The following is a 25,396-nucleotide window of genomic DNA, read 5'->3' on the forward strand; positions in this document are numbered from 1 at the left end:
CATAATTCAATTCTTAAAAATTGATTGCCAAAAATGTGAACCTCAATCGATCCGCGTACATATTGTTTTTCTTAATAGGGCTAGCTTCCGTTCTTCAAGGTCAGTCTACTATGGAGTTCGCTTTCTTCAATAGTTGTAGCCAAAGTGTGGAGAATTATGAATTTCAACTCACTGTTTGGCCATTGGACTCTGGTTTTGAAGATGATATTGAGTCAAAGAATTTTAAAATAGAATATCAACCAGATAGTACCGCATGGTATTTAGTTTCAGTAAATATTCCTAGGGCTGGCCTGAATCGCTTTGCCCACACTTTTGTATTCCAGGATTGGACTGTTGCCTTTATGAAAGACACTCTGGAAATACCTTTTTTGGCTCTGACGAATTTAGGCGGTTTGCATCTCCAAGATTGGGTGTACTTCGATTGTCAAGGTAGAGTGGATGGGAAACACGATTATTTTGATCAAAATGGGTTTATTCGTGAGAGTGGGATATTCAAAGATGGGAAACCCCTGGAAATTTCGAAATATAGAGCTAATGGTATTTTAAGAGAGAGAAAAGTATACTTAGATGAAAACCGCGAAGAAAAGACCGAGGTATATGATTCAATCGGTTTTTTGATCAACTACGAAGTCAATAAATATAGAAAGAAGAAGCATCTCGTTCTGTCTTACGATTCCAATGGCCGAAAGATTAGTAAAGACATTTTCTATCATTCTTCAAGTAAAAGTGACAAGTCTGTTGAGTATCGTTTTAATTCAAACGGTTCTAGAAAAGGCAGAGAGATTATAAAATGGTAAACTAAGTTTTAATGATTGAATTATTTACGACCGAAAAACTCAAATCGCTTTACCCAAAGGTGAAGGCTTTTATGGAAACTGAACTCTATCCAGTAGAGCTTCAGATGGTCAATGGGCCTTGGGCTGAAACGAAAACTTTGCTCGACGAAATTCGAGCCAAGGCCAAGGCTCTAGGGCTGTGGGCGCCTTATTTATCTGAAGAAGAAGGAGGTTTAGGTCTTTCCATGGCAGAATTTGGGCAAATTTCAGAAATTTTAGGCGCTACACCTTTAGGGCACTACGTACTAAACTGTCAAGCACCCGATATCGGTAACATTGAATTATTGCATCAGTTTGCCTCAAACGGATTAAAAGAGCAGTTTCTTGTGCCCTTAATGAATGGAGAAATCCGTAGTTGTTTTGCCATGACGGAACCAGAGTTCGCAGGGTCAAACCCTGTTAATTTGGGAACTACTGCAGTTTTAGATGGTAGTGAATATGTCATCAATGGCCATAAATGGTTTACTACTGCAGCAGATGGTGCCGCATTTACAATTGTAATGGCCGTAACCAACCCTGAAGCAAATCCTTATGAAAGAGCAAGTATGATTGTAGTACCGCTTGATAACCCAGGATTCGAAAATGTTCGCAATATTTCCATCATGGGTGAAGCAGGTGGGGGCTACATGAGTCATTCAGAAGTTCGGTTTACCAATTGTAGAGTACCTAGGTCCAATCTAATAGGAGAAGAAGGCACAGGTTTTATGCTGGCGCAGCAACGTTTGGGTCCGGGTAGGATTCATCACTGTATGCGCTGGATAGGCATCTGCGAAAGAGCTTTTGATATGATGTGTAATCGTGCAGCTTCTCGCGAACTCAGAGGCGGTAAAAAACTAGGTCACCAACAAACCATTCAAAACTGGATTGCTGAAAGCAGAGCCGAAATCAATGCATCGAGATATATGGTCTTGCATGCGGCTCACAAGATGGATTTGGAGGGTAGTAAAGCTGCTAGGATGGAAATATCTACCATCAAATTTTATGTCGCTGATGTCTTAATGAAAGTGCTCGATCGAGCAGTTCAGGTGCATGGCGCTTTAGGCATTACGGATGACACGCTATTGTCTTTTTGGTATCGACATGAGCGGGGGGCGAGGATTTATGATGGACCGGATGAGGTTCATAAATCGAGTTTGGCAAAAAGTATCCTTAAAGGTTATGGTATTTGATTATGATAGATCAAGCACAAGATATCAGAACTGGAGAAGAACTTGATTTAGTCAAATTAAAAGGCTACTTGAATACTAATTTGGAGGGTTTTGGTGGTGCAATTGAAGTTTCACAATTCCCCAGCGGTTTTTCCAACTTAACCTATCTGATCAAAGCAAATAATAAAGAATTTGTCCTGCGCAGACCGCCCTTTGGAGCCAATATCAAAGGAGGACATGATATGGGTAGAGAATTCAAAGTGTTATCACTGCTAAAACCAAATTACCCTAACGTACCAGAGCCTATACTATACTGTCAAGATGAATCCGTTCTTGGAGCAGAATTCTACATGATGGAACGTGTAAAAGGAGTTATTCTCAGGGGTAGACCGCCAAAAGGCATCAATCTCTCAGAAGATTTAATGAAATCAATTTCAGAAGCCGCCATAGACAATTTAGCTGCTTTGCATACTATGGACTTAGAAGCCGTGGGACTAAGCGATTTTGGGAAGCCAGAAGGCTATACAACTCGTCAGGTAGAAGGTTGGATCAAGCGATATTATCATTCAGAAACCGATAAAATCCCAGCCATGGATGAAGTGGCCGAATGGATGAAGGCCAACATGCCGGATCAAGCATATGTAAGTTTTATTCACAACGACTATAAGTATGACAATTTGGTATTGAACCCTGAAAAGCTCAATGAGATAACCGCCGTGTTAGACTGGGAAATGTCCACAGTCGGAAATCCTTTGATGGACTTAGGAACTTCGCTTGCCTATTGGGCACAGGCGGATGATTCTGATGCCTTAAAACCCTTTAGCCTCACATGGCTTCCAGGTAACTTAAATCGTTCTGAATTTGTAGATCGTTATGCCTCTAAAACGGGGTTTAATTTGACAAATAAAGTATTTTACTATGTTTTTGGAGCCTTTAAAATTGGTGTAATTATTCAACAAATTTACGCCCGTTACAAAAAAGGCTTAACTAAAGATCCGCGTTTTGCTCATCTTATTTATGCCGTAATGGCCTGTGCGGAAAATGCTAGTAAAGCAATAGACAGCAATAAAATTTAATCTGATTACAGAACCAAATAACTATGGAGTTACAGTTAGCAGATATCAAAAAAGTACTAATTCTAGGCGCAGGCACATTGGGGCTTAGAGTAGGGTTGCAATCAGCCATAAGTGGGTTTGAAACCACCATTTACGATATTAACGAAGATGCCTTTCAAGCGGCGATAAAGACACAAGATAGTATTTTGAAAATGCTCGTTCGAAACGAGAAATTGGAGCAGGATCAAGTCGAACAAATTAAAGCCAGGCTTACTTTTACAACTGATGCAGAAGCCGCCGCTGACAATGCCGATTTTTTGAATGAATCTGTCACCGAACAATTAGAATTGAAACAAAAAGTATGGAAACAGTTCGGAGCGTTATGCCCTGAAAAAACATTGTTCACTTCTAATACATCCTATCTTTTACCATCTCAAATAGCTGAAAGTACAGGTAGGCCTACACGGTTTTGTTGTTTTCATTTTCACGATGTATTCTATGCCAATGTTGTGGATGTAATGCCACATGAAGGAACAGAATCTTGGATAGTGGACTTATTAATGGAGTTGGGAAGGGCACTTCAACAAACACCTGTTTACGTGAAAAAAGAGAATACAGGTTATATTTTCAATTACATGTTAATGGCGCTAATCGGGGCGGCAGGCACACTGAAAACCATGGACATTGGTTCTATCGAAGATATTGATCGTAGCTGGATGGGGAACTTCAAAATGGATATGGGACCTTTCGGGGTTTTGGATACGGTTGGGCTAGATACTGCCTGGCATATTACAAGTAGTCAGCCAGATAAGAAAAGCCAGCGCTTTGCCGCACTGCTCAAAACCTATATCGATGAAGGGAAATTAGGTGTCAAGACTGGTCAGGGTTTTTATACATATCCAAATCCAAAATATAAGGATGATGGGTTTGTATCTGGCCTCTAATCTTCTCTGAAAGTTTAAGCCTAGTATGAGTACGAAGTAGGAATTTTGAGTTAATCAAAATAGGGTTAAATTTAACGTCTTACTAAGAACCAAAATGCCCAAATTCCTGCTCATTGCAATATTGAGCTGCTTTACGATATCTATAAAAGCACAGTCTGGCAGTGAACTATTTTATCGCATGTATGCGGACTATGGATTGTCTAGTGATAAGACAACTGTGGCATTGCAAGATCATCTAGGCTTTATGTGGTTTGGCTCCGAAGAAGGGTTAAACCGAATGATTGGTTATTCTGACTTTGAAGTTTTTCGCAATAATCGAGAAGATAGCTTAAGCATCTCTAATGACCATATTACAGCCCTTTTCGAAGATAGTAGCAATAGACTTTGGATTGGAACCAAAGATGGGCTTAATCTTTTTGACAGATCTGCTCATAAATTTCAGGTGGTCGCCTTCGCCAATGACCCAACAGATGCCGGCAGCAGGGCTGTTTTAGATATTATTGAAGATGCCAATGGTGCACTTTGGGTACTTTGTCATCATCAGATCGTAAAACTCAATAGTTCGTCTTTATCTGAAGAACTATCGATAGAACTACCCGCAAGAAATATTTTTAGAAATAGCCTCAATAGACTACACTATAATGGGAATGAAATATTAGTGGCAGCATCTTCAGGATTATTCAAAGTAGAAGGTGAAAAACTAGTTCAGTTAGAAATAGCCAAAAACGAAAGCGTGACTAGTATTCTATCCGTAAATAACGAATTATGGATAGGCACAAATGGTAACGGAGTCTGGAAGTATACCCCTGAAAAAGGGCTTGAAGCACATTATCAAAAGTCTTCAAATAGTAAGCCGTTAATTAACAATTATGTAAATGACATTTCGCTAGTTGATGAGTCAGAAATATGGATTGCTACGAATGACGGCATTAGCGTTATTGAATTAACCTCTGGTCAACATAGAGTTTATCAGTATGATTTTAATAATGGCTTTTCTTTAAGTGATAAAGTTTTAAGGAGGATTTACCAAGATAGCCAAGGAGCGGTATGGATAACTACACCGAGTTCAGGGATAAGCTATTATCATGAAGCTGACAATTTGTTTGCTTACTATGGACAGAGTCAAGAAGAAGGAACGGATAGAGACTTAATGGACTATAGCGTTTCGTCTTTGTTAAGTGCCAAAGATGGGTCAACATGGATAGGCTCAAGAAAAGGAATCTCACAATTCAACCCTAAAACAAATAGATTCCAACACTTTGCATTTCCAGAGAAAATCAGTGAAAGCGTTATGAACGTTTCCTCAATAGCTCAATGCAGCGCAGAATACATTTGGATGGGAACGGATGATGGTTTAATAAAATGGAGAGGACTTGGCCAACCATTTGAGTATATAATGCCCGATAAGCTTCGTGGATTGAATATTGAAAGCGTAATGGCAGATGACGATGACAATCTGCTTTTAGGAACTAGTAAAAAAGGCGTTTTTCTATACGCAAGTGTAAGCAAGGTTCTAAGAGAAGTGGCCTTTGAAGTAGAAGGTTCCCCGTTAGAGTATAACCCAAAAGTGAATGTGATTCGGAAATTGGGGGATAAAATATTTGTTGGAACAGACGAAGGTTTATATCTGTTAAATGACCTTGTTTTAACCAAAGTGTCGTTAAGTGGTTTCAACGATTTACCAGATAATATAATTATTAATGATCTCTTTAGGGATTCACAATCAAGGATTTGGCTGGGTACCAAACAGGATGGCGCACTTTTGCTTTCAGACAGTCTTACTGTAATTGCCGATTATTCTAAGAAGTCGATAGGGATTGCGAATAACGATGTCAGGTCCATTCTAGAAGATGAGAGAAATGATATTTGGCTGTCGACTAACAGCGGAATTAGTAAACTTGTTTTAAACAAAGACTCAGTAAAAAAAGGCGACGCATTTAATTATGATAGCACTGATGGTTTGCAAGGAGAACAATTTATAGCAAGATCAAGTGCGGTTACAGAAGATGGCCGCTTACTGTTTGGTGGTTTAAATGGCTTGACGATTTTTAGACCGCAAGACTTAGAAGTATTTAGCACAGATCAACGTCCAATTTTTACAGGCCTTACTATAAAAGGTGAAAACATGGAAATTGGCGAGCCCAACTCCCCTCTCCAAAAAGATATTGCACTCACAAAAAGAATTGAACTTAATCCAGATCAGAATGATTTCGTTTTAAAATTTGATGCTTTAGACTACGTGAGGCCTGATGATGTCGTTTATCGCTATAAACTAGAAGGTTATGATGCCGATTGGATCGAGAAAGAGGATTATGGAGAAGCATCTTATCAAAATATACCTGTAGGAAAGACATTTAACTTTGTTTTTCAATCAAAAGGCCGCCTTTCTATAGAGTGGTCTAATGAACAGCGAATTGATGTTTATGTAGCACCTTACTTCTATCAATTACTCTGGTTTAAGGTGATAATCATTTTACTCATTTTAGGCGGGGTATACTTTCTGTTTTGGTTGCGTGAGAGGCGATCTGAGGCAAAACAACAGGAACTGGAACGCATTGTTGAAGAGCGATCATCGACGCTGAAAGAAGAAATTCAACAACGAAGGAAAACGGAAAAAAGACTTACGGAAGCTTTAGATACTGCTAGAGACGCCAGTGAGATTAAGGATAAGTTTTTGGCCAACATGAGTCATGAGATTAGGACTCCTCTAAACGGTATTATGGGCTTGACAGAGTTGGTACTTGATAGCAAACTTGATGAAGAGCAAGAAGACCTCTTGAATACAATATCGAGTTCCGCAAAGTCCTTAAAACTCATTGTTAATGATATTCTCGATATAGCAAAAATTGAGTCAGGTAACCTCTTGCTCGTTTCCGAACCTTTTAGTGTCCAAGATCTGCTCAAAGAAGTGTTATCCTCTTTTACACCAGAAGCAAAGAATAAGGGTATAAAGCTCCAACAATGGGTGTTAAATGATGTACCTGCATTCGTTTCAGGTGATGTAAAGCTGATAAGGCAAGTGCTAGTCAACTTAGTGTCCAATGCTGTGAAATTTACCCACGAAGGAGGTGTAACGGTATTTGTGGAATGTCTTAAGTCAGCAAATCAAGACCATCTTGAATTATGGTTTACAGTAGAAGATTCAGGTATTGGTATAGCTCAGGAAGACCAAGAGAGAATATTTGAAAGTTTTAGCCAAGTCGATACCAATAGAAATCGTCAATATGGAGGTACCGGTTTAGGATTAAGTATTAGTAGAGAGTTTGTTAAGAAAATGGGTGGAGAGTTATGGGTAGAAAGCAAAATAGATAAAGGTTCTATCTTTAAATTTCATGTTAAAATTCGCTCTTTCGACATGGTAGAGGCAAATAAAAAGTCTACTACAGAAAAAATCATAGATAATCCAAACCTTACAGGTAACATCCTGCTGGTGGAAGATAATTTGATTAATCAAAAAGTGGCAGTTAAGATGCTTGAAAAAAGAGGACTCAAAGTGATTTGTGCAGAAGACGGAAGTTCTGCTATAGCTTTGCTCGAGAGCGCTAATTTCGACCTGATATTAATGGATTTGATGATGCCATTAATGGATGGCTACGAAGCGACTAGGCAAATTAGAGCAGGAAATAGCTCTAAATCTAACATACCAATAATCGCCCTAACAGCTACAGCAACTGATGGTGAAAAAGAGAAGTGTCTGGCTGTTGGAATGAATGGATACCTCGCAAAACCCGTCGGATTTCAAGAACTAATAGAAACCATCTCCCCTTATCTTGGGAAAAACCAAATCCTAAAAATATCATAGCCGCTTGAATGAATTCTTTCTTGCCTCAGAGAATTTGTCCCTTTTAGCTTTTCGCTAGAGTTCCGTAGCTTGAGATAATTCATAAATTTTTGAACCTATAGATTATTTGGTGGACTCTATAGTGTAAACCAATGGAACGCAGTTCAGACCATATATTCGATGAGTTACTCGTAATACGTTCCCAAGAGGGCGATAAAGAAGCGATTGGCTTGCTTTGGAAACGTTGGAGTCCTCGAATTTTAAAGTGGTCGGCTAGTTTTCTAAAAGATCAAGAGGAAGCTTACGAGATAGCACAAGAGAGTTGGATTTCTATCTTCAAGAGTATTCATAAGTTAAAAGATCCGGCGCTTTTTAGATTTTGGGCTTATCGAATAGTTCAGCGACGTTCTGCTGATTTTATTAAAAAACAACAGCAGTTACGATTTGCAACGCAAGACGCTCAAAAGGATAAAGAACACCTAGTAACACAAACGGAAGAGGAAGTGAGCAAAACTGACTTAATGCTTAGGAGCATTAAAGAATTGCCATTACTTCATCAAGAGATGTTGCGCCTTTTTTATTTAGAAAAGCACTCGATTAAGATGATTTCTAGCCTTTTGAATTTGGCAGAAGGTACTATAAAGTCTCGATTGTTTTACGCCAGAAAAGAGTTAAAGAACAAACTAAAAAAAATTAACCATGAGTAAATCAGATAAAGAAATAGATCAAATGATTCACGAAGCATTAAGCAAGGAAGAAGCTGAGTACTTCGATAAAATGGGTGAACAGAACATTCCACAACAACTATTTAGCCTTTTTAAAGGCAAGAATTGGTGGATGAATGTATTGATGGTGATTATGAATGTTGTCGTTTTGGCTATCGCCGTTTATACTTTTATTCATATGCTCGATGCTGAAGTTATCGATGAGAAGTTAGAGTGGATGTTTTATACACTCATCTCCTTTATGGCTATGATGCTCTTTAAGCTTTGGGGGTGGAATCAGATGGATAAAAATGTATTAATGCGAGAGATTAAAAGGCTTGAGTATCAAGTGTCTTTAATGAAGAAAGAAAATCAATAAATAATCACCCATTCACCTAATTATTTACAATTAGGTGAATGTTTTACTAATGAACGCTTACACCTACTACTAGTAGTGAGTGTTTTCTACTAGAACTAGTGACTTATTCTGAGCGATTGAGCGCCTATATTTGCGCCTATTAAGAATCGTTCTAAATAAATGTCACGAAAAACAATCCTTATTACAGCCTGTATTTTATCCCTGAACCTTATTCAAGGTCAGTCGATAAGGTTGCTGGATTTTGAATCGAAATCGCCTATTGAAGGCGTCGTCATCAATGTCGTGTCATTAGCCAATGGAGCCGATGAACAAGGCGTAACTGATAGGGCAGGGCAAACTAAAATAGCCGTGCCATTACCATTTGTTTTTAAAACATATCATTTAGGCTATGAGACTTTAGTCGACACAGTTTATTCAAAAGTTGATTTAGATGTTTGGCTGAAAGCACGAGTCAACAAATTAACAGACGTGGTGGTGACTGGTCAGTTTAATCCACAATCTGCAAGTAATTCTATTTTCAAAGTTCAAACAATTGATGCCTTAGAAATTAAAAAACGGGGCGCTTTTAACCTTCAAGAAGCACTTGCCAATCAATTAAATATTCGAGTCAGTCAAGACCTTGCCATTGGCAGTTCGTCCTTGAGCCTCCAAGGTATTTCTAGTCAAAATGTTAAAGTACTAGTCGATGGTGTTCCATTAGTCAATCGTTCTGGTAATGGAAATGGTGCCGATCTGAGCCAGATCAATCTACAAAACATTGAGCGTATAGAGATAGTAGAAGGACCAATGGCTGTAAATTTTGGCGCCAATGCCCTGGCTGGTGTCATTAACCTGATCAGTAAGAAAGATTTTGAATATGATACGGAGATAAGTATTGCGGTTCAGAGTGAAACGGCTGGAAACGAGGTTGGATTAGATGCAGGACGTCATGTACAATCAGTAAGCCTAAATCATCGCTTTAATAAGAGGTTGTCTTCGGTAATTAGCTTTCAGCACAACGATTTTCTAGGTTTTCAAGGTAATGCTGGCTCTCGACAACATGAGTGGAACCCTAAACAACAATGGATTGGCAACGCGCTTGTCAAATATCAAAATGACAATCACAGTGTCTATTATCGACTAGACATTTTAGATGAACTAATAGATGATTTTGGTGCCTTTCAAAACAACTTTTTGTCCACTGGAGAAAATCGACCTTTTGCCATAGATGAAACGTATGATTCAAAAAGGTATTCACATCAGATACATGCGGAAGGACGCTTGCCATTCCTTAACAGATACACTGCCTTTGCTTCATTCTCAGACTTTGAACGGCAGAAAAACCGATTCACTAAGGACATTCTAAGCGGCAAAGAGCAACTAACTTCTGGCGATGGGGATCAGGATATAAGCACGTACAATGTCTGGGAGTTTGGTGGTACCGGATTTTTGAACCCAACTAACGATTTCAATCTTCAGCTCGGTTACCAAATTTCTTTGGAAAATGTAGGGGGTGGTAGAATACTTAGGGGAAGTCAAGGCATAGAGGAGTACGCTTTATACGCTTCGGCAGAATTACAGCCCTTCTCAAAGATTATTTTCAGGCCAGGTATAAGATATTCTACCAACAGTGCCTTTGGAAGTCAATTGATTCCATCTTTCCAATTAAAATTCCGGCAAAGCGAGGCCTTACAATTTAGGTTTTCGTATGGCAGAGGGTTTAGAGCACCGTCTGTTAGAGAGTTGTATTTTGAGTTTATAGACGTTAATCATCGAATTTTTGGCAATCCTGATTTAACCCCTGAAACTTCCAATCACTTGAGTATTAATACGATTTGGAAGTATCAAATAGCGTCAAAAGTAATTGATGTAGATCTCAATGTATTCTATAATGTAATCACCAACCAGATATCACTAGGTCAGCATATAAGTGATGCAACGAGTACGACTTACCTGAATGTCGATCGATTCAAAACGATCGGTACCACTTTAACTCAAAAAGTAGTTCTGGGGCATATTTCTGCCAACATAGGGCTGTCATATATCGGTAGATTTAACCAAGTGTCTGATGTAAATGAGGGGTTGACGCGCTTCTTTTATTCACCAGAGTTCAATACTAATCTATCGTACAAAATCCTGAAAAAGCGCACCTCTATTAACGCGTTTTATAAGTATTCAGGTCGCTTACAGACATACTTCACAGAAACGAACGATCAAAACGAGCAGGTCATTAGCATTGGGGAAATCAGCGATTTCCATTGGTTGGATGCCACTATTATACAGCCGATCAGTAATGCCTTGGAATTGACTATCGGTGCACGAAATATTATTAATGTAATCAATGTAAATAATTCAGGAGTGGGTGGAGGAGCCCATTCTGGTGGACCTTCAGTACCTATTTCATACGGGCGGTCATACTTCCTTAAACTAAGCTATAATCCTAAATTAAAATGATACAAAAGAGAATAATTTATTGCTTCACGCTAGTAGCGTTCATAGGTCTTAGTGCCTGTTCTAACAATAGTGGACCCAACATCGACCCGCCAGCGACAGGTGCAATTATCGACCCTGCGGTCGGTGGCCCAACACAACCTAATCAAGTCTTTATTGACTTGTCAAAAGAAAGCCAGACATCTGTGGCTAGAAATGCATGGGACTTGAGTTTTTATACAGGGACGGAATTTCGTGTTTTACTCAATAATTCTACGAGCACTTTAGCCAGATCCATCCAAAAGAATGACTTGAACGCTGTGACATCAGCAGATACGGTAGGATTTGGTGCACAATTAAACATTGACGCCATCTTTGGAGCACTTTTTGGCCCACCACCTGCTTGGCTTGGTGAAGCGGCGAGTTGGTCTGATGACCCAAGTGGTGACCTAACAAAGACAGCCATTGATGAAGTTTCTTCAGTGGCAAATGATAACCCGGTTTACATAGTAAATAGAGGAAAAAACCCTGATGGTTCACCAAGAGGCTGGATGAAAATAAGAACCTTGAGAAATGGGAATGGCTACACTTTGCAGTATGCCGAAATTAATGCCTCTTCTTTCCAAGAATTGAATGTTTCTAAAAGCGATGGAATTGATTTCGTTGCCGTCAGCTTTGAGACAGGTATTATCACTACAATACCGGATAGAAATGATTGGGATTTCGTCTTTACGATTTTTACTGACCTTTTAACGGTTGGCCCCGCTACCTCAATTCCATATGCGATAAGAGATTATGTAATAAGTAATAGGAATGGTGTTGAAGTGGCTTTAGTCGATGTAGCAGGTGAGATTACCTACGACAACTTTGCCTATGGTCAAATTGGAAATGTTGACTTTTCAACTGAATTAGACGCTATTGGTAACGGTTGGAGAAATGTAGCGCAGCCCGGTTCTACCATTGAAACGGGTGTAAAAGAAGGTGTTTTCTACCTAGTTAAAGATACTGAAGGAAACTATTACAAGCTTCGGTTTACTCGTCTTGTCGACGCCCAAACAGGAGAAAGAGGTAACCCGCAATTTCAATACGATTTATTAGAAGAGTAAGCATATCCTAAAGGATTAAACCAGAATGAATAATTCAACATTAATTGACATGAAACAGATTTTAGTTATTGCCCTTTGCCTTATAAGTATAAGTGCTCTAGGTCAGAATAAAAAGAAACAGGACAAAGCTGCGATTAAGGAGATGTGTGGGTGCTATAAGGTGAGGTTCACTTTTGCAGAAACATTCGCTCCGGATAGGCGTTATGAATTTCACAAAAATTATAAGTCGAAAGGCTTAGAGTGGGTTCAGCTAGTAGAAGAAGATAATAACAAGGTTTCATTACAACACTTATTAATAGTAGCACCAAAGACAATTGTGAAACATTGGAGACAGGACTGGCTTTACCAAAACACGGCACTTTATACCTACGATAAAGACAATAGTTGGAAATACAGAGAGCTGCCTAAGAAAGAGGTGAAAGGACAATGGACTCAAAAGGTGTACCAAGTAGATGGTAGCTTGAGGTACGAAGGGTCCTCTAGTTGGGTACACACAGACGGTAGGCACTACTGGGAAAACACCGCCGATTCGCCTCTTCCAAGACGCGAATATTCTAAAAGAACAGATTATAATTTGATGGTGAGGACAAATCGCCAAGAGTTAACGGCTGATGGCTGGATTCATGAACAAGACAACGATAAAGTCATCAGAACTGAAAAGGGTGATAAATTATTGGCCGAAGAGAAAGGCTGGAATACCTATACCAAAGTGGATGATAGCGAATGTAAAGATGCTCAAGATTGGTGGCAGAATAACAAACGCTACTGGTCAGATGTAAGAGTAGTTTGGAATCAAGTTTTTGCGACTAAAGAGACTTTAACGTTCAAAAACAAAGTAGATGAGAAAAGGCTGTATGAAGAGATTTTCGCCTTGGGTGATAAGATTGCTGGTTCGGAAGATTATAACAGTGCTACAATTCGACGAGAGGTAAAACAAATCATTAGTGCATATCGAGATTAGTGAATACAATCAATCGTTAAATTGAAGAGGAACGCATATTGCGTTCCTTTTTTTTGTGCGCAAGTGCATGGATTTGATCCTGTCAATTATTAGTTAACTATCAATAACAATCGGTTAAGATTTGACCATTAGATTTGAATTCGGTCAATGAAGGGTGAGCTTTAGCCTCAAGGTAGTTATTCAGTACACCTTCAACCTCCTGTTGCATCTTTAAGCCACCGCAAATCATTATGCTGAAACCAGCATGCAGCTTATTCACGATGTATTCTAAATCCGTAGATATCACATCCTGGACATATTGCTTTTTCCCTTCTCTTGAATATGCAGTGACTAATCTGTTAAGTTTTCCTGATTGAATAGCTTCATCCAGTTCGCTTTCATACAATTGGTAAGACGCTTTATTCTGACCGCCCCAATACAAGGAAGTATCTTGGTTTAAAGCACTCTCGTTAATCATACCTAGGAAAGGTGCAATACCCGTTCCGTTAGCAATTAGGATTACTCCAGGAGCCTCTTTAGGAAAGTGGAATGACGGATTTTTCTTGAATGATACGGGAATTTTTTCTCCTGATAATAACTGACTTAAATAAGTAGAGCAAGCCCCTTTATCGTGTTGCCGAATACTAAGGCAAATGGATGAATTTCCTTTGTCAATAGACATTGAATACAACCGATCTTTAGTTTCGTTAGGTGGAGTGATTGACAGTAAATCGCCTGATTCTAAATTATTGAGATTTCGTTTGCTAGCGTTAAGTTTAAGTAAGAATGTTTTGTCAGAAGAGTTAGGTGAATTGATCAAATTCGATACCTTCAGCTTATGACGCTTGCTTTTAGTTTTCACTAAAAGCTTTTCATCAATTACTAACTGCTTACCAAACAGGGCGCCCACCGATATTGTCCAATCCAAAAAAGCCTTAATCAATTCATTATCAACGGTATGTAGTGGTATAGCTTGGCTTGCCTTTGGTGTTTGTTTGAGTGCCAAGTCAGAATCAATCGCAAATTGACAAAAATCTGGATATGCACTACTTCCGAAGCCTAGAACTGCGTATTTGAATGGCTTATTCTGTTTTACCGCGCTTAGTTTATTAATGAATTTGTTAGCATTTGCTGGCGCTTCTCCAAGTCCATAGGTAGAAGTTAAAACCAACAGATGTTCCATACTTTCAAAAACCTTGTATTCGTCCATTGTGCCTTGGTAAACCTTCAGGCCTTTTTTAAGCAAGCCCTTATGTAAAGCATTAGCAAACCTGATAGTGCTGCCTTGCTCAGACCCAACCAACATTATAATTGAGCACTCTTCCTTTTTAAACGGGTTAGTAATTTTTGTTTTGTCTCTTTTCAGGTAAATAGCAAAACCACTATAAATAAAAAACAGAATACCTATCGATGTAATAAAGAGTATTAAGGCCCATAAAATAGTGCCCTCGCCTGTATGAAGATTGAAGCTGACCTGAGAAATGATTTGAGTGATTGGGTACCGAATTTCACTCATTACTTCCCCTGTAAACTGGTCGATAAGCAACTCGCTATTTTTCAATTTAAGCTCGAAGAATTCATCAGGAAATTCAGCGAAGGGAAAGTTGATTTCCCGTAAGTTGCCTACACTTTCTTTATTAAAAATCTCGAATGAAGATATAGGCTGTTTTACGCCTTTAAAGTCTTCTAAAATGTCAACACTGTGGTTTAATTGTGGAACAAGAACAAGATTAAAACGCTCCAGAAAAAGATAAGTGCCTGTTAAGCTCAGTAGCAGAATTGATAGGATCAGCCATCGGCTAAAACGCGTATGGTAGTCTTTGTAAAAATCATTTTTAATGACTTTAGTGAAGTAGTTTTTTAGGCCACCTTGCTTTTTCAGAATTAAGAAGAATCCACTAATAGCAATAAAGAGTAGAATTACTGATGTAATCCCAATAAGGAATCTGCCGGTTTGACCAAGGAAAAGTGACCGGTGTAATGTTCTACTGAATTCGAATATCTCGGGTGTTTCAATTAGGTCACCTAATTTTTTGCCGGTATAAGGGTCAACAATAAAAGGAGTCTCTTGATCTATTGTTTGAATAGATATAAAGCCATTTTTATCACGCTTAATGTTAAGAATTTCCTCATGTTTTTCGGAAATGTTTTCAATTATGTCCCTTACCGACAGGTCATCTGCATTTTCAACATAGAAATCATGCCCCTTTTGATATATAGGCTCAAAAGATAAAATAGCGCCTGTTATAGACGCTATGAAAAGAAATATCGAGCTTATTACAGCGAGGTAAAAGTGTGCTACTCGCCACAATGGAGATGACATGTGAGGTGTGCTATTTTTGAATTAACTGAACATAGCGAATGTAGCCATTGCCCTTAAGCCTTTGGCCAGCTACATTTTCAGTGAGGTCTATTTCTAAATCCTTTTCATAATATTCTTGGTCTTCTACTGCAGTTTCAAACCTAAGCTTATAACCAGCATTTATCAATGATGCATCGAGGGTAAGGCTAGCAACTTTACGCCCTCCACTTAAGATAGAAGCGCCTGCCATACCATCGATTTTTTCCTTGTTATTCGGATAGAACTCGTACCAAGCTGGTAGGTCTTCATACCAGTCTTCATCATCACCATGTACCGACAATGTCTGTATATACTCACCCTTATCGTCCAATACTGAAAGCACAACATAGGCGCCTTCTCCACCATAATTCGTTAGTTGTATTAAACATTTATAGGTGACCTTATCAGTTTTTAATGAGGTAAAACCGAAACTGATTGCCGCTAAAAATAGCGTCAGGTATAGTGCAAGCTTGTTCTTCATTATTGCTGAGTTTTTAAGAATTCAATTTTAGAACTGTCGGTACTGAGAATTTCATTTTCTAAGGCTAAATCATAAGCCGATTCTTCGAATTCAGTACGAATATTTTTATCCGCTCCAGAAGCAATTAGAAACTTCAGCAGATCGTTTGTTTCAGCCTGCATGGCGGCGTGGTGTAAGATAGTCTGGCCGTTACCGTCTTTGGCGTTGATATCGATACCTAATGCGATAAGTCTTTTAAGAAAATCTACATTTTGTCTTGCTATCGCCACATGTAATAAGCTTTGTCCGTCGAATTGAGGTGTTTTAGGATCGTAGCCTTTAGATATCAAGAATTTCATTTTCTGATCAAGAAGCTCAAAGTCTTGTCGTGTACCGTCTACCACATGATAGCCAAGGTCATAGGCGCCTTTTGCGCTCAATTCTACTTTTGCACTAGCTTCGGAAAGAAATTCAACCACATCCATTGAGTTGTACTTAATGGCACGCATAAAACTCGAAAACCCGTCATTATTCTTTCTGTCTAAATCATCCGTTGCGTCAGCAATGAATTTGATTTTTTTGATACTTCCTCTAGCTGAAGCATTAATTAAAGGCGTGTTGCCATCACTATCTACTTGGTTAACATCGGCTCCTTTATCAATGAAATATTCGAGTAGTGCAATGTCATTGCTACGATAGGCCAAGTTGTGAAGTGCATTTCTCCCTGAAGCGGTAGTTTTTGCAGGATCTAAACCGAGGCTTTCGAAATACTCGAATAAAGCAATCGCAGAAGTTTCTTTTTCATCGAAGTTTCGATTTGTGGCAAAATAGAAAGCGTTTTCACCAGTTTTAGCATTGACTTTAAAGTCAACTTTATAGTCGGCCACTAGTTTCTCTAGTAGCTCCTTGTTTCGAGTAACAGCCGCATAGTGGAAAATTCCATTGCCGTTGTTATCCTTTTCGTTAATGTCAACGCCAAGGCCAATGAAATAGTCGAGCATTTTGGTGTCCTGCATTCTACCGGCAAATGTTAATAGAATGTTTCTGCCATTGCGCTCATTTCTTTGCTTTATATCAATGCCATTTTGAGTAAGTAATTCATAGACTTGTTTGTTAGACTGGCCTGCACGTGCCGCAAATAGCATAGCTGAGTTCCCACCATCATCCACCAGTTCAGTTTTAATCCCAGCCGTTATGAGGTACTCCATTATTTCTGTTTGACCTCTGTAGGCTGCCCAATGTAGATAAGTTCGTTTGTCATGAGTGATTTTATTCACGTCATTACCCTGACTCAATAAGTATTTCACCACAGAAAGATCATTGTCTTCTAAGATGGCATATGTTGTTGGATCAAACATAGAGGAAGTAAACGCTGTAGGAGAGTGGCCCTCTTGTACTTTCTTTTTTACATCTGCTACGGAAGGTTTCGACCGCCAGAATTCGCGGTCTAAGAGTTCATTGGACTGTTGTGCAATGGCATCTATTTGGAAGCATAAACACAAAATGAGGAAAATAGGTATTGATATTCTCACGTTCATTATGGATTGATTTTATTTAGACTAATTCTAAACAAAGGTAAGACTGAGTTCAAAAAGTGTCAACTATAACGCTTTAAAATTCAATCACTAGTACTAGTATTTTTTACTTCCTTTTGTACATATCCTTTGACCAAAAACTTGAAGTTTCTGACCATTTACATAATATAAATTTGCATCATTGTTGCATATGCACTATTGTTGCATGTAAGTAATGAAGAGGATATGTTCGAATGAATAAATTCTTCAATTATTAGTAATGACGATTAGATTCAGCAGAAGATATTGGTGATCCAAATTGTGCTTTGGTTGTACCAATTTTAATGTGACGTTCAGCTTAACAATAAAGTAGTTTTGGTTAGTTACTTAAGTTAAAGCGTCATTTGTAGCGAGTAGCCCTTTTTTGTACATGAACACACAAGAAGTCAAAACGATTTTAGGTAAGTACAAATGTAGGGCTACTACTATAAGAGTCGAAGCTTTGCATTTACTTTCGAATCAAGAAAAAGCATTTTCTATTTCTGAAATAGAAGAGCACTTAAAGGAGGCTGATCGAGTGACTATTTATAGAACACTAAACTCGTTTGTTGAGTTAGGAATAGTTTCTAAAGTGTTAAATAACAAAGGCGTGACTTACTTTTTCTTTAAAGGGATTGACCACACCGCTAAATGTGCGCACCCACATCTCTATTGTAAATCATGTAATAAAGTGATCTGCTTGCCAGAGTACCCAGAAAGTTATTTGAATATTCTTGATAACTATAAAGCAGAGCATATCTCTGTACTAATGGAAGGTGAATGTCACAATTGTCATTAATCTTTATTTAATATTTGCAACAATGTTGCAAATATTAAAATATGTCTCTAAAATTGTATATGAATAAATCGCACAAAAGCTCTATAGCCCTAGATGATTGGGGTATAGGTGTTTCTCTTCTTTGCTCAGTCCATTGTGCTTTAATGCCAGTTTTGATTTTTTCTTCGGCAATTGTAGGAATGCAAATAGAACAATTAGAAAGACTCGAATCACCCTTACTCTTATTAGCAGCAGTTATAGGTTCTGTCTCTGTTTTACAGAGCTATACGAGTCAAAAGAAGCTTAAGCCGGCGTTATTCCTAGCTGCAGGTTTGGTTTTAATACTAATTGGCGGCCTCTTTCATGAAACATGGCTGGAGCCAGTCCTTCGGATTTGTGGGTCTCTATTCATTGTACTAGCACATTTTACAAATAAGAAATTCTTAAGAGCGTCGCGATGAAGATCACTTTTTCTAGCCTTTTGATTGGGCTGTGCATTCTTTTTCTAAGCCAGCAGCCAGAAGGGTGGGATATTTTCGGTAAAGTAACTTTTAAGCCAAGGTATTTTAAGGAAGTTGACGCCTATTTCGATGTGCCCACTTTTAATAAAGAGCTGATTGATTTAGAAAACACAAAGGTTACCCTTTCAGGATATTATATTCCTTTAGAGCTAGATTCTGTGTTTATGCTATCCGCCTTGCCTTATAGCTCGTGCTTTTTTTTGTGGAGGTGCGGGCCCTGAAACCGTAGCGGAAATAAGAATGGATGTTTTACCTAAAAAATTAATGCCAGATCAATTTGTAAAAGTAACAGGGAGCTTAAAACTCAACGACTCCAACATCGACTTCATGAATTTTATTTTAATAAACGCTGAAATCCAGTGATGAAATGTGCAAGAAGGCATTTGTCATATTATTTGTTTTCGTTGCCTTAGTGTCATGCAGCTCGTCAAGTAGTGAAAGAAAAGCACTCTTAAAAAGAGCTTTTTTAAAACAACAGGAAGTCCTTGAGTTAATGGTGAAACTCGAGAAAGGACTTAAGGCATCTGATCTTGAAAAAAAGGATAGCCTACTTCAGGTAATAGGAAGGCTAGAAGAAAATTTATTTGCTATACCTGGATATGATCTTGAGCTGGAAGGACATAAGGACCATAACCATGACCATACTAACATAGCACTAAGTGTCGAAGAAATTTATCAAGTACAAGAAGAGTTGCTAAAGGCGCTCAATCAAATTCAAACTATACTTAGAAAATCATGACTAAACTACCTGTAACTGTTCTTTCTGGCTTTTTAGGGGCTGGTAAAACCACTTTACTCAATCACGTACTACACAATAAAGAAGGCTTACGTGTTGCGGTAATTGTTAACGACATGAGCGAGGTAAATATTGATGCAGAACTCGTAAAACAGGGTAATACCTTAAGCAGAACCGACGAAAGACTGGTTGAAATGAGTAATGGTTGTATCTGCTGTACACTAAGAGAAGACTTGATTGAAGAAGTAGCAAAATTAGCACTTGAGAATAGGTATGAGTATCTCTTAATTGAAAGTACGGGTATTTCGGAGCCACTTCCTGTAGCGCAGACTTTCTGGTTTGAAAGTGAAGAGTTGGAAGTTAATCTGTCAGATGTTTGTCAGTTGGATACCATGGTAACGGTGATTGATGCTTTTAATTTTTTAAAGGATTTTGGCTCGGCAGATACGCTGGTCAGTCGTAACATGAATGACGAACAAGGCGATAACCGTACAATTGTCGATTTACTTACGGATCAGGTAGAATTTGCTAATGTGATCTTGGTGAACAAAACAGACCTTGTTAGTGCTTCAGGCTTAAAGCTTTTAAAAGGTATTCTCTCTAATCTAAACCCAGGGGCTAAGGTTATTGAATCAGAATTTGGGAAAGTGCCTTTGGATAAGGTTTTAGGAACCAAAAGTTTTGACTATGAAACGACTTCACAGTCTGCAGATTGGATAAAAGAATTAGAAACGGAACATACGCCGGAAACGGAAGAATATGGGATTAGCTCCTTTGTATTCAGTGATAAACGCCCTTTCCATCCAGAGCGGTTCTGGCAATATGTTTCGCTTTTATGGCCACCAAATGTTATCAGAAGTAAAGGTTTATTTTGGATAGCATCTAGGCCAGATCATGCACTAACGTGGGGGCAGGCAGGCGGTTCATTAAGAACTGATTCAGCTGGTGTTTGGTGGTGTTCTATGTCTTTTGAGGAGCGAACTAGATACGAGTCTTTTGTTGAAAATAGGGAGCAAATCGAATCTGATTGGAGTAAATTATATGGTGACAGAAGGAATGAGTTAGTAATTATTGGTCAGCAACTTGATCAAGCCTTGATCCAATCAGAATTAGAACAATGTCTTTGTACAGATGAGGAAATTAAGGACTGGCAAGAAGGAAAAGAATTCGTAGATCAGTGGCCAATTCAGACAGATTACTAGGATGAAGAGGCTAGTAATATTCACTGCTCTGCTATTTGCTTCATGTGCGTCAACAAATGAGCTGGGGTATAAGACCAAGACTAAACCATGGAACCTTTCAGTTCTTTCTTCTAAAGAAGTAAAGATGGCCTATGATTTAATCAATTATGGTTTAGAACATGAGGCGCTTTATACACTCTTAGATACCTTAAAGCCTATCAGCAGCCTTGGATTTTCCATGTCATATCCTATTGCTAAAGCCGGAGAAATGAAAGATGGCGATAGAGAGATCGCCGACTTAGGGGCAGATTCTGTTTTGATGGCCTTGGCCGAATTAGACAGTTGGAATAGAATTTTAAAAGAACTTTCTACCGATGAATTAGAGTTTATGCTTATCCCTTTCAAAAAAACATGGCAGGGAAAGCGAAACTTACAAATTCTTGTTTGTCGAAGAGATTTGTTAGCCAAGTTAATGACTGATAAAGCTGAGTTTTTCGGACAATGGGGCTTTACGGCAAATTCTGATCCAAGTACTATCCTTACTGCATTAGAATTTGAAGACCGGAATGACAGGTATCGTGCATATGGCTACTTATTCGGGTATCCTGATCACGCAGTCAACTTTTTCGTGAAAGCATCTATTCAATCTGAAGAGTCTGGTCAATTCGTTGAGCGCGACTTTTTTCATATACCAGTATCCGCAGGCACTAAAGGTTATTTTACATATGCTATTCCCAAGGGATATATCCCTACACGATCGGATTCTTCAATTTATGAACGTGCACAATTTACTTTACAAAAGTACCTAAAGAGCAAGTCTCAAGCTATTTTGCCGAACGGTGAGACTGATGCATTTCAGTTGGTCTCTAGTTATTGGAAGTAAAATTAAGACCAATAAAATCAGCATTTCACCATTCCTATCTCTATTCAATTTATTATATGCATCATTGTTGCATTAATGTCTGAATGATTCTTATTTGCATCATTGTTGCAAAAATAAGATGCTTATGTTACACGCAGTTAATCTCACTAAAAAGTATCAGGACACACTAGCTCTTGATAACCTGAGCCTTACCATAGAAGCTGGAGACATTTATTGCCTCTTAGGCGCAAATGGAGCCGGTAAATCAACAACCATCAATCTGTTCTTGAACTTTATTGAGCCAACAGAGGGGACAGCAATAATAGATATGATTGATGTAACAAAAGACCCGCTAAAGACGAAAGAGGTAATCGCATATATACCTGAAAACCTGAACTTATATGGAGAGCTTACTGGGTTGGAAAACCTAGAATACTTTATCGGACTATCTAAAAAACGATATGGCAAAGAATCACTGATTGGTTTTTTAAATGATGCTGGGTTACAGCCCGAAGCACATGCCCAAAGGGTTAAGAAATACTCAAAAGGAATGCGCCAAAAGGTAGGCATTGCTATCGCCTTGGCTAAAAGGGCAAAAGCACTTCTTTTAGACGAACCTACTTCTGGCCTAGATCCTAAAGCCAGTAACGAGTTTTCGGAATTGCTGGTAAAATTGAGTGATCAGGGCGTAGCAACACTCATGGCTACGCATGATCTTTTCAGGGCAAAAGAAACAGGTACCGATATCGGAATCATGAAATCGGGAAAATTAGTGGAGCAGTTGTCAACTCAGGATATTGACCACAGTGAGCTTGAAAAATTATATCTCCATCACATGGATAATTGATTATGATACTTCACATCGCTAAAAAAGAAATTCGAGAAACATCTCGTTCAGGTCAGTTTAAATGGATGCTTGGAGTAGTTGTTTTACTCTGTACGGTGGCCATATTTATTAGCCAGAATAATTGGGAAGCTAAAAACTTAGAGAGAGAACAGGCAACTGAAAATGCCAGAACACTTTGGTTGGCACAAGGGGCTACTAATCCACACAATGCTGCTCACTATGGTACATTTGCTTTTAAGCCGCAATTCCCTTTGTCTCTTATCGATCCTGGTGTTGAAAAGTACACTGGGGTATCCATTTTTCTTGAAGCCCATTCACGAAACGAAGCAGATATGGTTGCGGCCGCCGACCAGACGGGCCTTTCAAGGTTTGGTGATCTTACACCTGATTTTATTCTTCTTTTCGTAATTCCATTGCTCATCATTGTGCTGGGTCATCGATCTGTTACGCGAGAAAAAGAAGGTGGTATGCTTAGAATTATCAAGTCACAGGGCGTTAGTAATTGGCAATTAGTACTTGGAAAGTGGCTGGGAAATTTTTTACCAATTGCAATTTTAACCACTATCCTTTTCATGATTTCAGCACTCTTCATTGCCAACATAGAATGGCCTTTCTTGATCGCAATGTTGTTGGTTTACCTATCGTATTTTGCCATTATTAATAGTCTGACACTATTCATTTCTACCATAGCCAGGAGCTCCGGCCTGGCTATGGTTTCTCTTTTGGCTATTTGGATAATCAGTTGCCTTGCAGTACCAAAAATTGCAAGTAGTTATACTAATGAAGTATATCCATATCCTACACGCGTTGAATTTGAAGCTTCAGTTGCCGATGATAAAAGCAAGGGGCTTGATGGACATGATCCATGGAATGAAGCTTCTAAAAAACTAGAAGCTGAAACGCTCAAAGAATACAATGTAGAAAAGCTGGAAGACCTTCCTTTTAATTTTGATGCCCTTAGAATGCAGAAAGGGGAAGAACACGAAGCGGCGGTGTATTTCAAGCACAATGAACGGCTGAAGGAAATATATGAGTCTCAGACAAAAATCTATAGAAAACTAGCCATACTCTCCCCATTTTTACCAACACGCTTCATGTCTATGGCACTGGCCAATACTGACTATGCCACGCACTGGAATTTCTCTGATAGAGCCGAAAAGCATAGAGTAGAAATGCAAAGAATTCTCAATTCTAATTTTGCTGAAAACTCTAGGCTAGGAGAGTGGGGGTATCAGGCTGACGCATCTCTTCTATCTGAAGTACCAGCGTTTGAATATCAAGCACCTCAGTTTAGGCAGGTGATGGTAGCTGGTCAAAGTAACCTGCTCATTTTAGGGTTATGGCTTGTTCTTTCATTCGGACTCTTGTTTTTCTCCTCAACCCGATTGTAATATGCTTGGTCAAAACATACGTCATGAAATAAAGCTTTTAAGTAGAAATTATTGGTTTTTATCTTTAACCTTAATCATCGCTGGGCTGAGCATTTATGCTGGTTCGAATGGGTTAAAACAATTTGAGAAACGACAAGCCAATCTTCAAGAAGCTATTCAAAACCAAGCGAAAAAAGTCTCTCGGGTTAGCAAAATAGCAATTGCATTAGGCAATGGAGAAGAACACCCAGATGCATTCAGATTATCTCCTATGAATTATGGTATTGCCACTGGTAGCTTAGCAATTATGCCTGCAGGAAGCTTAAGCAAATTAGCAGTAGGTCAAAGTGACTTATATACTCACCAAGTTAATATTTCTTCAAGAGAGGATTTGGCTACCATGAGTTTTAATGAATTAAATAATCCAGTTCAACTCTTATTTGGAAATTTCGATTTGAGTTTTGTCTTGACCTATCTGATACCACTATTAATTATTGCTTTTACATACAATCTAAAATCTCAAGAGCTAGAAACTGGGAGGTTCAGGCTGTTGGCTTCTAATCCAATCAATATAAAACTTTGGCTTTTGCAAAGATTCGTCGTTCGGTTCTTTACGCTAGTTGTTGTTATCACAGTTGTACTGATTGCGACGATGCTTTCAATCGGGGTAAAACCCGACCTGAACCTCTTCCAGTTCTTTGGACTTACGTACGCTTATATGGCGTTTTGGTTTGCTTTAACATTCTTGGTTAATGTTTTTGGGTTTTCGTCAGCAAGAAATGCAGTTTCTTTGCTCTCATTGTGGATTTTACTTGTGCTAATAGTTCCTACGGTAGTCAACCAAATGGCAAATACAATCTACCCTATTCCTTCACGAGTCGCTTTGTTAAACGAAATCTGAAGTACTAAAAAAGAACTTGGTAAAGAACTTGGTAAAGAACAGGATAAAGTTTTGGATGAATACCTCAGAAATCATCCTGAACTTATTAGGAATGAAGGTGAAAATGCATTTGGCTATTGGCAAGGGTTTTATGCAAGTCAGGAGATGACAGAAAAGACACTAGAACCGCTGATAAGTGTTTTTGACCAACAACTAATTCAACAACAAAATTGGGTTAATATCTGGGGCTTGCTAAGCCCCGCTGTAATTTTTCAAAATGCTTCAACACGGCTTGCAGGCACATCAGCCACCCACTATAAAGAATTTCAAAACCAAACTAAGGTTTTTAGTATTGAATGGAGAGATCATTTTCTTCCATTTGTTTTTAAGAATGAAATGCTTGTAAAAGCTGATTTAGGTCAACTTCCTGTTTTTGAATTTGATAGTACATCGATTAAGTCGGGTGTATTTTCAGGAGTATTTATTCTCTTTTTGTTTACGCTAATTTTGAGTGTAATAGGGGTCTTTTACAAAAAAGGGGAGCAGTCAGCATTAATGGTTTAAG

The 25,396-nt window shown here is 38.6% G+C and carries 22 protein-coding genes and 1 pseudogene; 20 read left to right on the plus strand and 3 right to left on the minus strand.

What is annotated here, in order from left to right; genetic code table 11:
* Positions 1-110 precede the first annotated feature (110 nt).
* The 10 genes from JXQ92_RS10885 (at position 111) to JXQ92_RS10930 (ending at position 13,323) form a co-directional block, all read left to right on the plus strand.
* Positions 111-797: a hypothetical protein gene (locus JXQ92_RS10885; RefSeq protein ID WP_421986646.1), complete on the plus strand. Its 687-nt coding sequence runs from the start codon at positions 111-113 to the stop codon at positions 795-797.
* An 11-nt stretch (positions 798-808) separates the two neighbouring features.
* Positions 809-2,005, plus strand: a complete 1,197-nt coding sequence (locus JXQ92_RS10890; RefSeq protein WP_421986647.1) for an acyl-CoA dehydrogenase family protein — start codon at positions 809-811, stop codon at positions 2,003-2,005.
* Positions 2,006-2,007: 2 nt separating this feature from the next.
* Positions 2,008-3,060 (plus strand): phosphotransferase family protein, encoded by a 1,053-nt coding sequence (locus tag JXQ92_RS10895; RefSeq protein WP_421986648.1) that lies wholly within the window; start codon positions 2,008-2,010, stop codon positions 3,058-3,060.
* A gap of 23 nt (positions 3,061-3,083) precedes the next feature.
* Complete coding sequence (locus tag JXQ92_RS10900) at positions 3,084-3,983, plus strand: 3-hydroxyacyl-CoA dehydrogenase (RefSeq protein WP_421986649.1); 900 nt, start codon at positions 3,084-3,086, stop codon at positions 3,981-3,983.
* 94 nt (positions 3,984-4,077) lie between these two features.
* Positions 4,078-7,785 (plus strand): two-component regulator propeller domain-containing protein, encoded by a 3,708-nt coding sequence (locus JXQ92_RS10905; protein ID WP_421986650.1) that lies wholly within the window; start codon positions 4,078-4,080, stop codon positions 7,783-7,785.
* A 131-nt stretch (positions 7,786-7,916) separates the two neighbouring features.
* Positions 7,917-8,471 (plus strand): RNA polymerase sigma factor, encoded by a 555-nt coding sequence (locus JXQ92_RS10910; protein WP_421986651.1) that lies wholly within the window; start codon positions 7,917-7,919, stop codon positions 8,469-8,471.
* On the plus strand, positions 8,464-8,847 hold the full coding sequence (locus JXQ92_RS10915; RefSeq protein WP_421986652.1) for a DUF6768 family protein: 384 nt from the start codon (positions 8,464-8,466) through the stop codon (positions 8,845-8,847). Before JXQ92_RS10910 ends, JXQ92_RS10915 begins: the two co-directional genes overlap by 8 nt.
* 159 nt (positions 8,848-9,006) lie before the next feature.
* Positions 9,007-11,280 carry a TonB-dependent receptor plug domain-containing protein gene (locus JXQ92_RS10920; RefSeq protein ID WP_421986653.1) on the plus strand — a complete coding sequence of 758 codons (2,274 nt, stop codon included), beginning with the start codon at positions 9,007-9,009 and terminating at the stop codon, positions 11,278-11,280.
* Positions 11,277-12,362, plus strand: coding sequence for an HmuY family protein (locus tag JXQ92_RS10925; RefSeq protein ID WP_421986654.1), 1,086 nt, complete (start codon positions 11,277-11,279; stop codon positions 12,360-12,362). Before JXQ92_RS10920 ends, JXQ92_RS10925 begins: the two co-directional genes overlap by 4 nt.
* Positions 12,363-12,411: 49 nt before the next feature.
* Positions 12,412-13,323 carry a DUF6607 family protein gene (locus tag JXQ92_RS10930; RefSeq protein WP_421986655.1) on the plus strand — a complete coding sequence of 304 codons (912 nt, stop codon included), beginning with the start codon at positions 12,412-12,414 and terminating at the stop codon, positions 13,321-13,323.
* 100 nt (positions 13,324-13,423) lie between these two features.
* Here the strand turns inward: JXQ92_RS10930 and JXQ92_RS10935 are convergent, their stop codons facing one another.
* From JXQ92_RS10935 to JXQ92_RS10945, 3 genes are read right to left on the minus strand one after another with little or no spacing between them, the layout of a single operon-like run.
* On the minus strand, positions 13,424-15,625 hold the full coding sequence (locus JXQ92_RS10935) for a PepSY domain-containing protein (RefSeq protein ID WP_421986656.1): 2,202 nt from the start codon (positions 15,623-15,625) through the stop codon (positions 13,424-13,426).
* Between the two features lie 10 nt (positions 15,626-15,635).
* The gene (locus JXQ92_RS10940; protein ID WP_421986657.1) at positions 15,636-16,124 is read right to left on the minus strand and encodes a DUF2271 domain-containing protein; all 489 of its coding nucleotides are present in this window, start codon (positions 16,122-16,124) and stop codon (positions 15,636-15,638) included.
* Positions 16,124-17,641, minus strand: a complete 1,518-nt coding sequence (locus JXQ92_RS10945; protein WP_421986658.1) for an ankyrin repeat domain-containing protein — start codon at positions 17,639-17,641, stop codon at positions 16,124-16,126. The genes JXQ92_RS10940 and JXQ92_RS10945 overlap by 1 nt, the downstream gene beginning before the upstream one ends.
* A gap of 406 nt (positions 17,642-18,047) precedes the next feature.
* Between JXQ92_RS10945 and JXQ92_RS10950 the strand changes: the two genes are divergently transcribed.
* The 10 genes and pseudogenes from JXQ92_RS10950 to JXQ92_RS10995 form a co-directional block, all read left to right on the plus strand.
* Positions 18,048-18,455 carry a Fur family transcriptional regulator gene (locus JXQ92_RS10950; RefSeq protein WP_421986659.1) on the plus strand — a complete coding sequence of 136 codons (408 nt, stop codon included), beginning with the start codon at positions 18,048-18,050 and terminating at the stop codon, positions 18,453-18,455.
* 59 nt (positions 18,456-18,514) lie between these two features.
* Positions 18,515-18,895 (plus strand): MerC domain-containing protein, encoded by a 381-nt coding sequence (locus JXQ92_RS10955; RefSeq protein WP_421986660.1) that lies wholly within the window; start codon positions 18,515-18,517, stop codon positions 18,893-18,895.
* Positions 18,892-19,176: a hypothetical protein gene (locus JXQ92_RS10960; RefSeq protein WP_421986661.1), complete on the plus strand. Its 285-nt coding sequence runs from the start codon at positions 18,892-18,894 to the stop codon at positions 19,174-19,176. The genes JXQ92_RS10955 and JXQ92_RS10960 overlap by 4 nt, the downstream gene beginning before the upstream one ends.
* 272 nt (positions 19,177-19,448) lie before the next feature.
* Positions 19,449-19,694, plus strand: coding sequence for a hypothetical protein (locus tag JXQ92_RS10965; protein WP_421986662.1), 246 nt, complete (start codon positions 19,449-19,451; stop codon positions 19,692-19,694).
* Positions 19,691-20,893 (plus strand): GTP-binding protein, encoded by a 1,203-nt coding sequence (locus JXQ92_RS10970; protein WP_421986663.1) that lies wholly within the window; start codon positions 19,691-19,693, stop codon positions 20,891-20,893. Before JXQ92_RS10965 ends, JXQ92_RS10970 begins: the two co-directional genes overlap by 4 nt.
* A 1-nt stretch (position 20,894) precedes the next feature.
* Entirely contained in the window at positions 20,895-21,755 is an 861-nt protein-coding gene (locus JXQ92_RS10975) for a hypothetical protein (RefSeq protein WP_421986664.1), read from the plus strand.
* A 124-nt stretch (positions 21,756-21,879) separates the two neighbouring features.
* Positions 21,880-22,581, plus strand: a complete 702-nt coding sequence (locus JXQ92_RS10980; protein ID WP_421986665.1) for an ABC transporter ATP-binding protein — start codon at positions 21,880-21,882, stop codon at positions 22,579-22,581.
* Between the two features lie 2 nt (positions 22,582-22,583).
* The gene (locus tag JXQ92_RS10985) at positions 22,584-23,972 is read left to right on the plus strand and encodes an ABC transporter permease (protein ID WP_421986666.1); all 1,389 of its coding nucleotides are present in this window, start codon (positions 22,584-22,586) and stop codon (positions 23,970-23,972) included.
* 1 nt (position 23,973) lies between these two features.
* Positions 23,974-24,852: an ABC transporter permease subunit gene (locus tag JXQ92_RS10990; protein ID WP_421986667.1), complete on the plus strand. Its 879-nt coding sequence runs from the start codon at positions 23,974-23,976 to the stop codon at positions 24,850-24,852.
* Between the two features lie 45 nt (positions 24,853-24,897).
* Positions 24,898-25,395 (plus strand): annotated as a pseudogene (locus JXQ92_RS10995) (DUF3526 domain-containing protein); the annotation flags it as partial.
* Position 25,396 lies beyond the last annotated feature (1 nt).

The organism is Roseivirga sp. (assembly GCF_049099775.1).
Classification (GTDB): Bacteria; Bacteroidota; Bacteroidia; order Cytophagales; family Cyclobacteriaceae; genus Roseivirga.

Coding starts and splice junctions, on each gene's coding strand:
- JXQ92_RS10885 (WP_421986646.1), top strand. CDS start 111: ATGGAGTTCGCTTTCTTCAATAGTTGTAGCCAAAGTGTGGAGAATTAT.
- JXQ92_RS10975 (WP_421986664.1), top strand. CDS start 20,895: ATGAAGAGGCTAGTAATATTCACTGCTCTGCTATTTGCTTCATGTGCG.
- JXQ92_RS10900 (WP_421986649.1), top strand. CDS start 3,084: ATGGAGTTACAGTTAGCAGATATCAAAAAAGTACTAATTCTAGGCGCA.
- JXQ92_RS10955 (WP_421986660.1), top strand. CDS start 18,515: ATGAATAAATCGCACAAAAGCTCTATAGCCCTAGATGATTGGGGTATA.
- JXQ92_RS10910 (WP_421986651.1), top strand. CDS start 7,917: ATGGAACGCAGTTCAGACCATATATTCGATGAGTTACTCGTAATACGT.
- JXQ92_RS10965 (WP_421986662.1), top strand. CDS start 19,449: ATGGTGAAACTCGAGAAAGGACTTAAGGCATCTGATCTTGAAAAAAAG.
- JXQ92_RS10925 (WP_421986654.1), top strand. CDS start 11,277: ATGATACAAAAGAGAATAATTTATTGCTTCACGCTAGTAGCGTTCATA.
- JXQ92_RS10915 (WP_421986652.1), top strand. CDS start 8,464: ATGAGTAAATCAGATAAAGAAATAGATCAAATGATTCACGAAGCATTA.
- JXQ92_RS10960 (WP_421986661.1), top strand. CDS start 18,892: ATGAAGATCACTTTTTCTAGCCTTTTGATTGGGCTGTGCATTCTTTTT.
- JXQ92_RS10980 (WP_421986665.1), top strand. CDS start 21,880: ATGTTACACGCAGTTAATCTCACTAAAAAGTATCAGGACACACTAGCT.
- JXQ92_RS10970 (WP_421986663.1), top strand. CDS start 19,691: ATGACTAAACTACCTGTAACTGTTCTTTCTGGCTTTTTAGGGGCTGGT.
- JXQ92_RS10895 (WP_421986648.1), top strand. CDS start 2,008: ATGATAGATCAAGCACAAGATATCAGAACTGGAGAAGAACTTGATTTA.
- JXQ92_RS10990 (WP_421986667.1), top strand. CDS start 23,974: ATGCTTGGTCAAAACATACGTCATGAAATAAAGCTTTTAAGTAGAAAT.
- JXQ92_RS10930 (WP_421986655.1), top strand. CDS start 12,412: ATGAAACAGATTTTAGTTATTGCCCTTTGCCTTATAAGTATAAGTGCT.
- JXQ92_RS10950 (WP_421986659.1), top strand. CDS start 18,048: ATGAACACACAAGAAGTCAAAACGATTTTAGGTAAGTACAAATGTAGG.
- JXQ92_RS10945 (WP_421986658.1), bottom strand. CDS start 17,641: ATGAACGTGAGAATATCAATACCTATTTTCCTCATTTTGTGTTTATGC.
- JXQ92_RS10935 (WP_421986656.1), bottom strand. CDS start 15,625: ATGTCATCTCCATTGTGGCGAGTAGCACACTTTTACCTCGCTGTAATA.
- JXQ92_RS10985 (WP_421986666.1), top strand. CDS start 22,584: ATGATACTTCACATCGCTAAAAAAGAAATTCGAGAAACATCTCGTTCA.
- JXQ92_RS10920 (WP_421986653.1), top strand. CDS start 9,007: ATGTCACGAAAAACAATCCTTATTACAGCCTGTATTTTATCCCTGAAC.
- JXQ92_RS10890 (WP_421986647.1), top strand. CDS start 809: ATGATTGAATTATTTACGACCGAAAAACTCAAATCGCTTTACCCAAAG.
- JXQ92_RS10940 (WP_421986657.1), bottom strand. CDS start 16,124: ATGAAGAACAAGCTTGCACTATACCTGACGCTATTTTTAGCGGCAATC.
- JXQ92_RS10905 (WP_421986650.1), top strand. CDS start 4,078: ATGCCCAAATTCCTGCTCATTGCAATATTGAGCTGCTTTACGATATCT.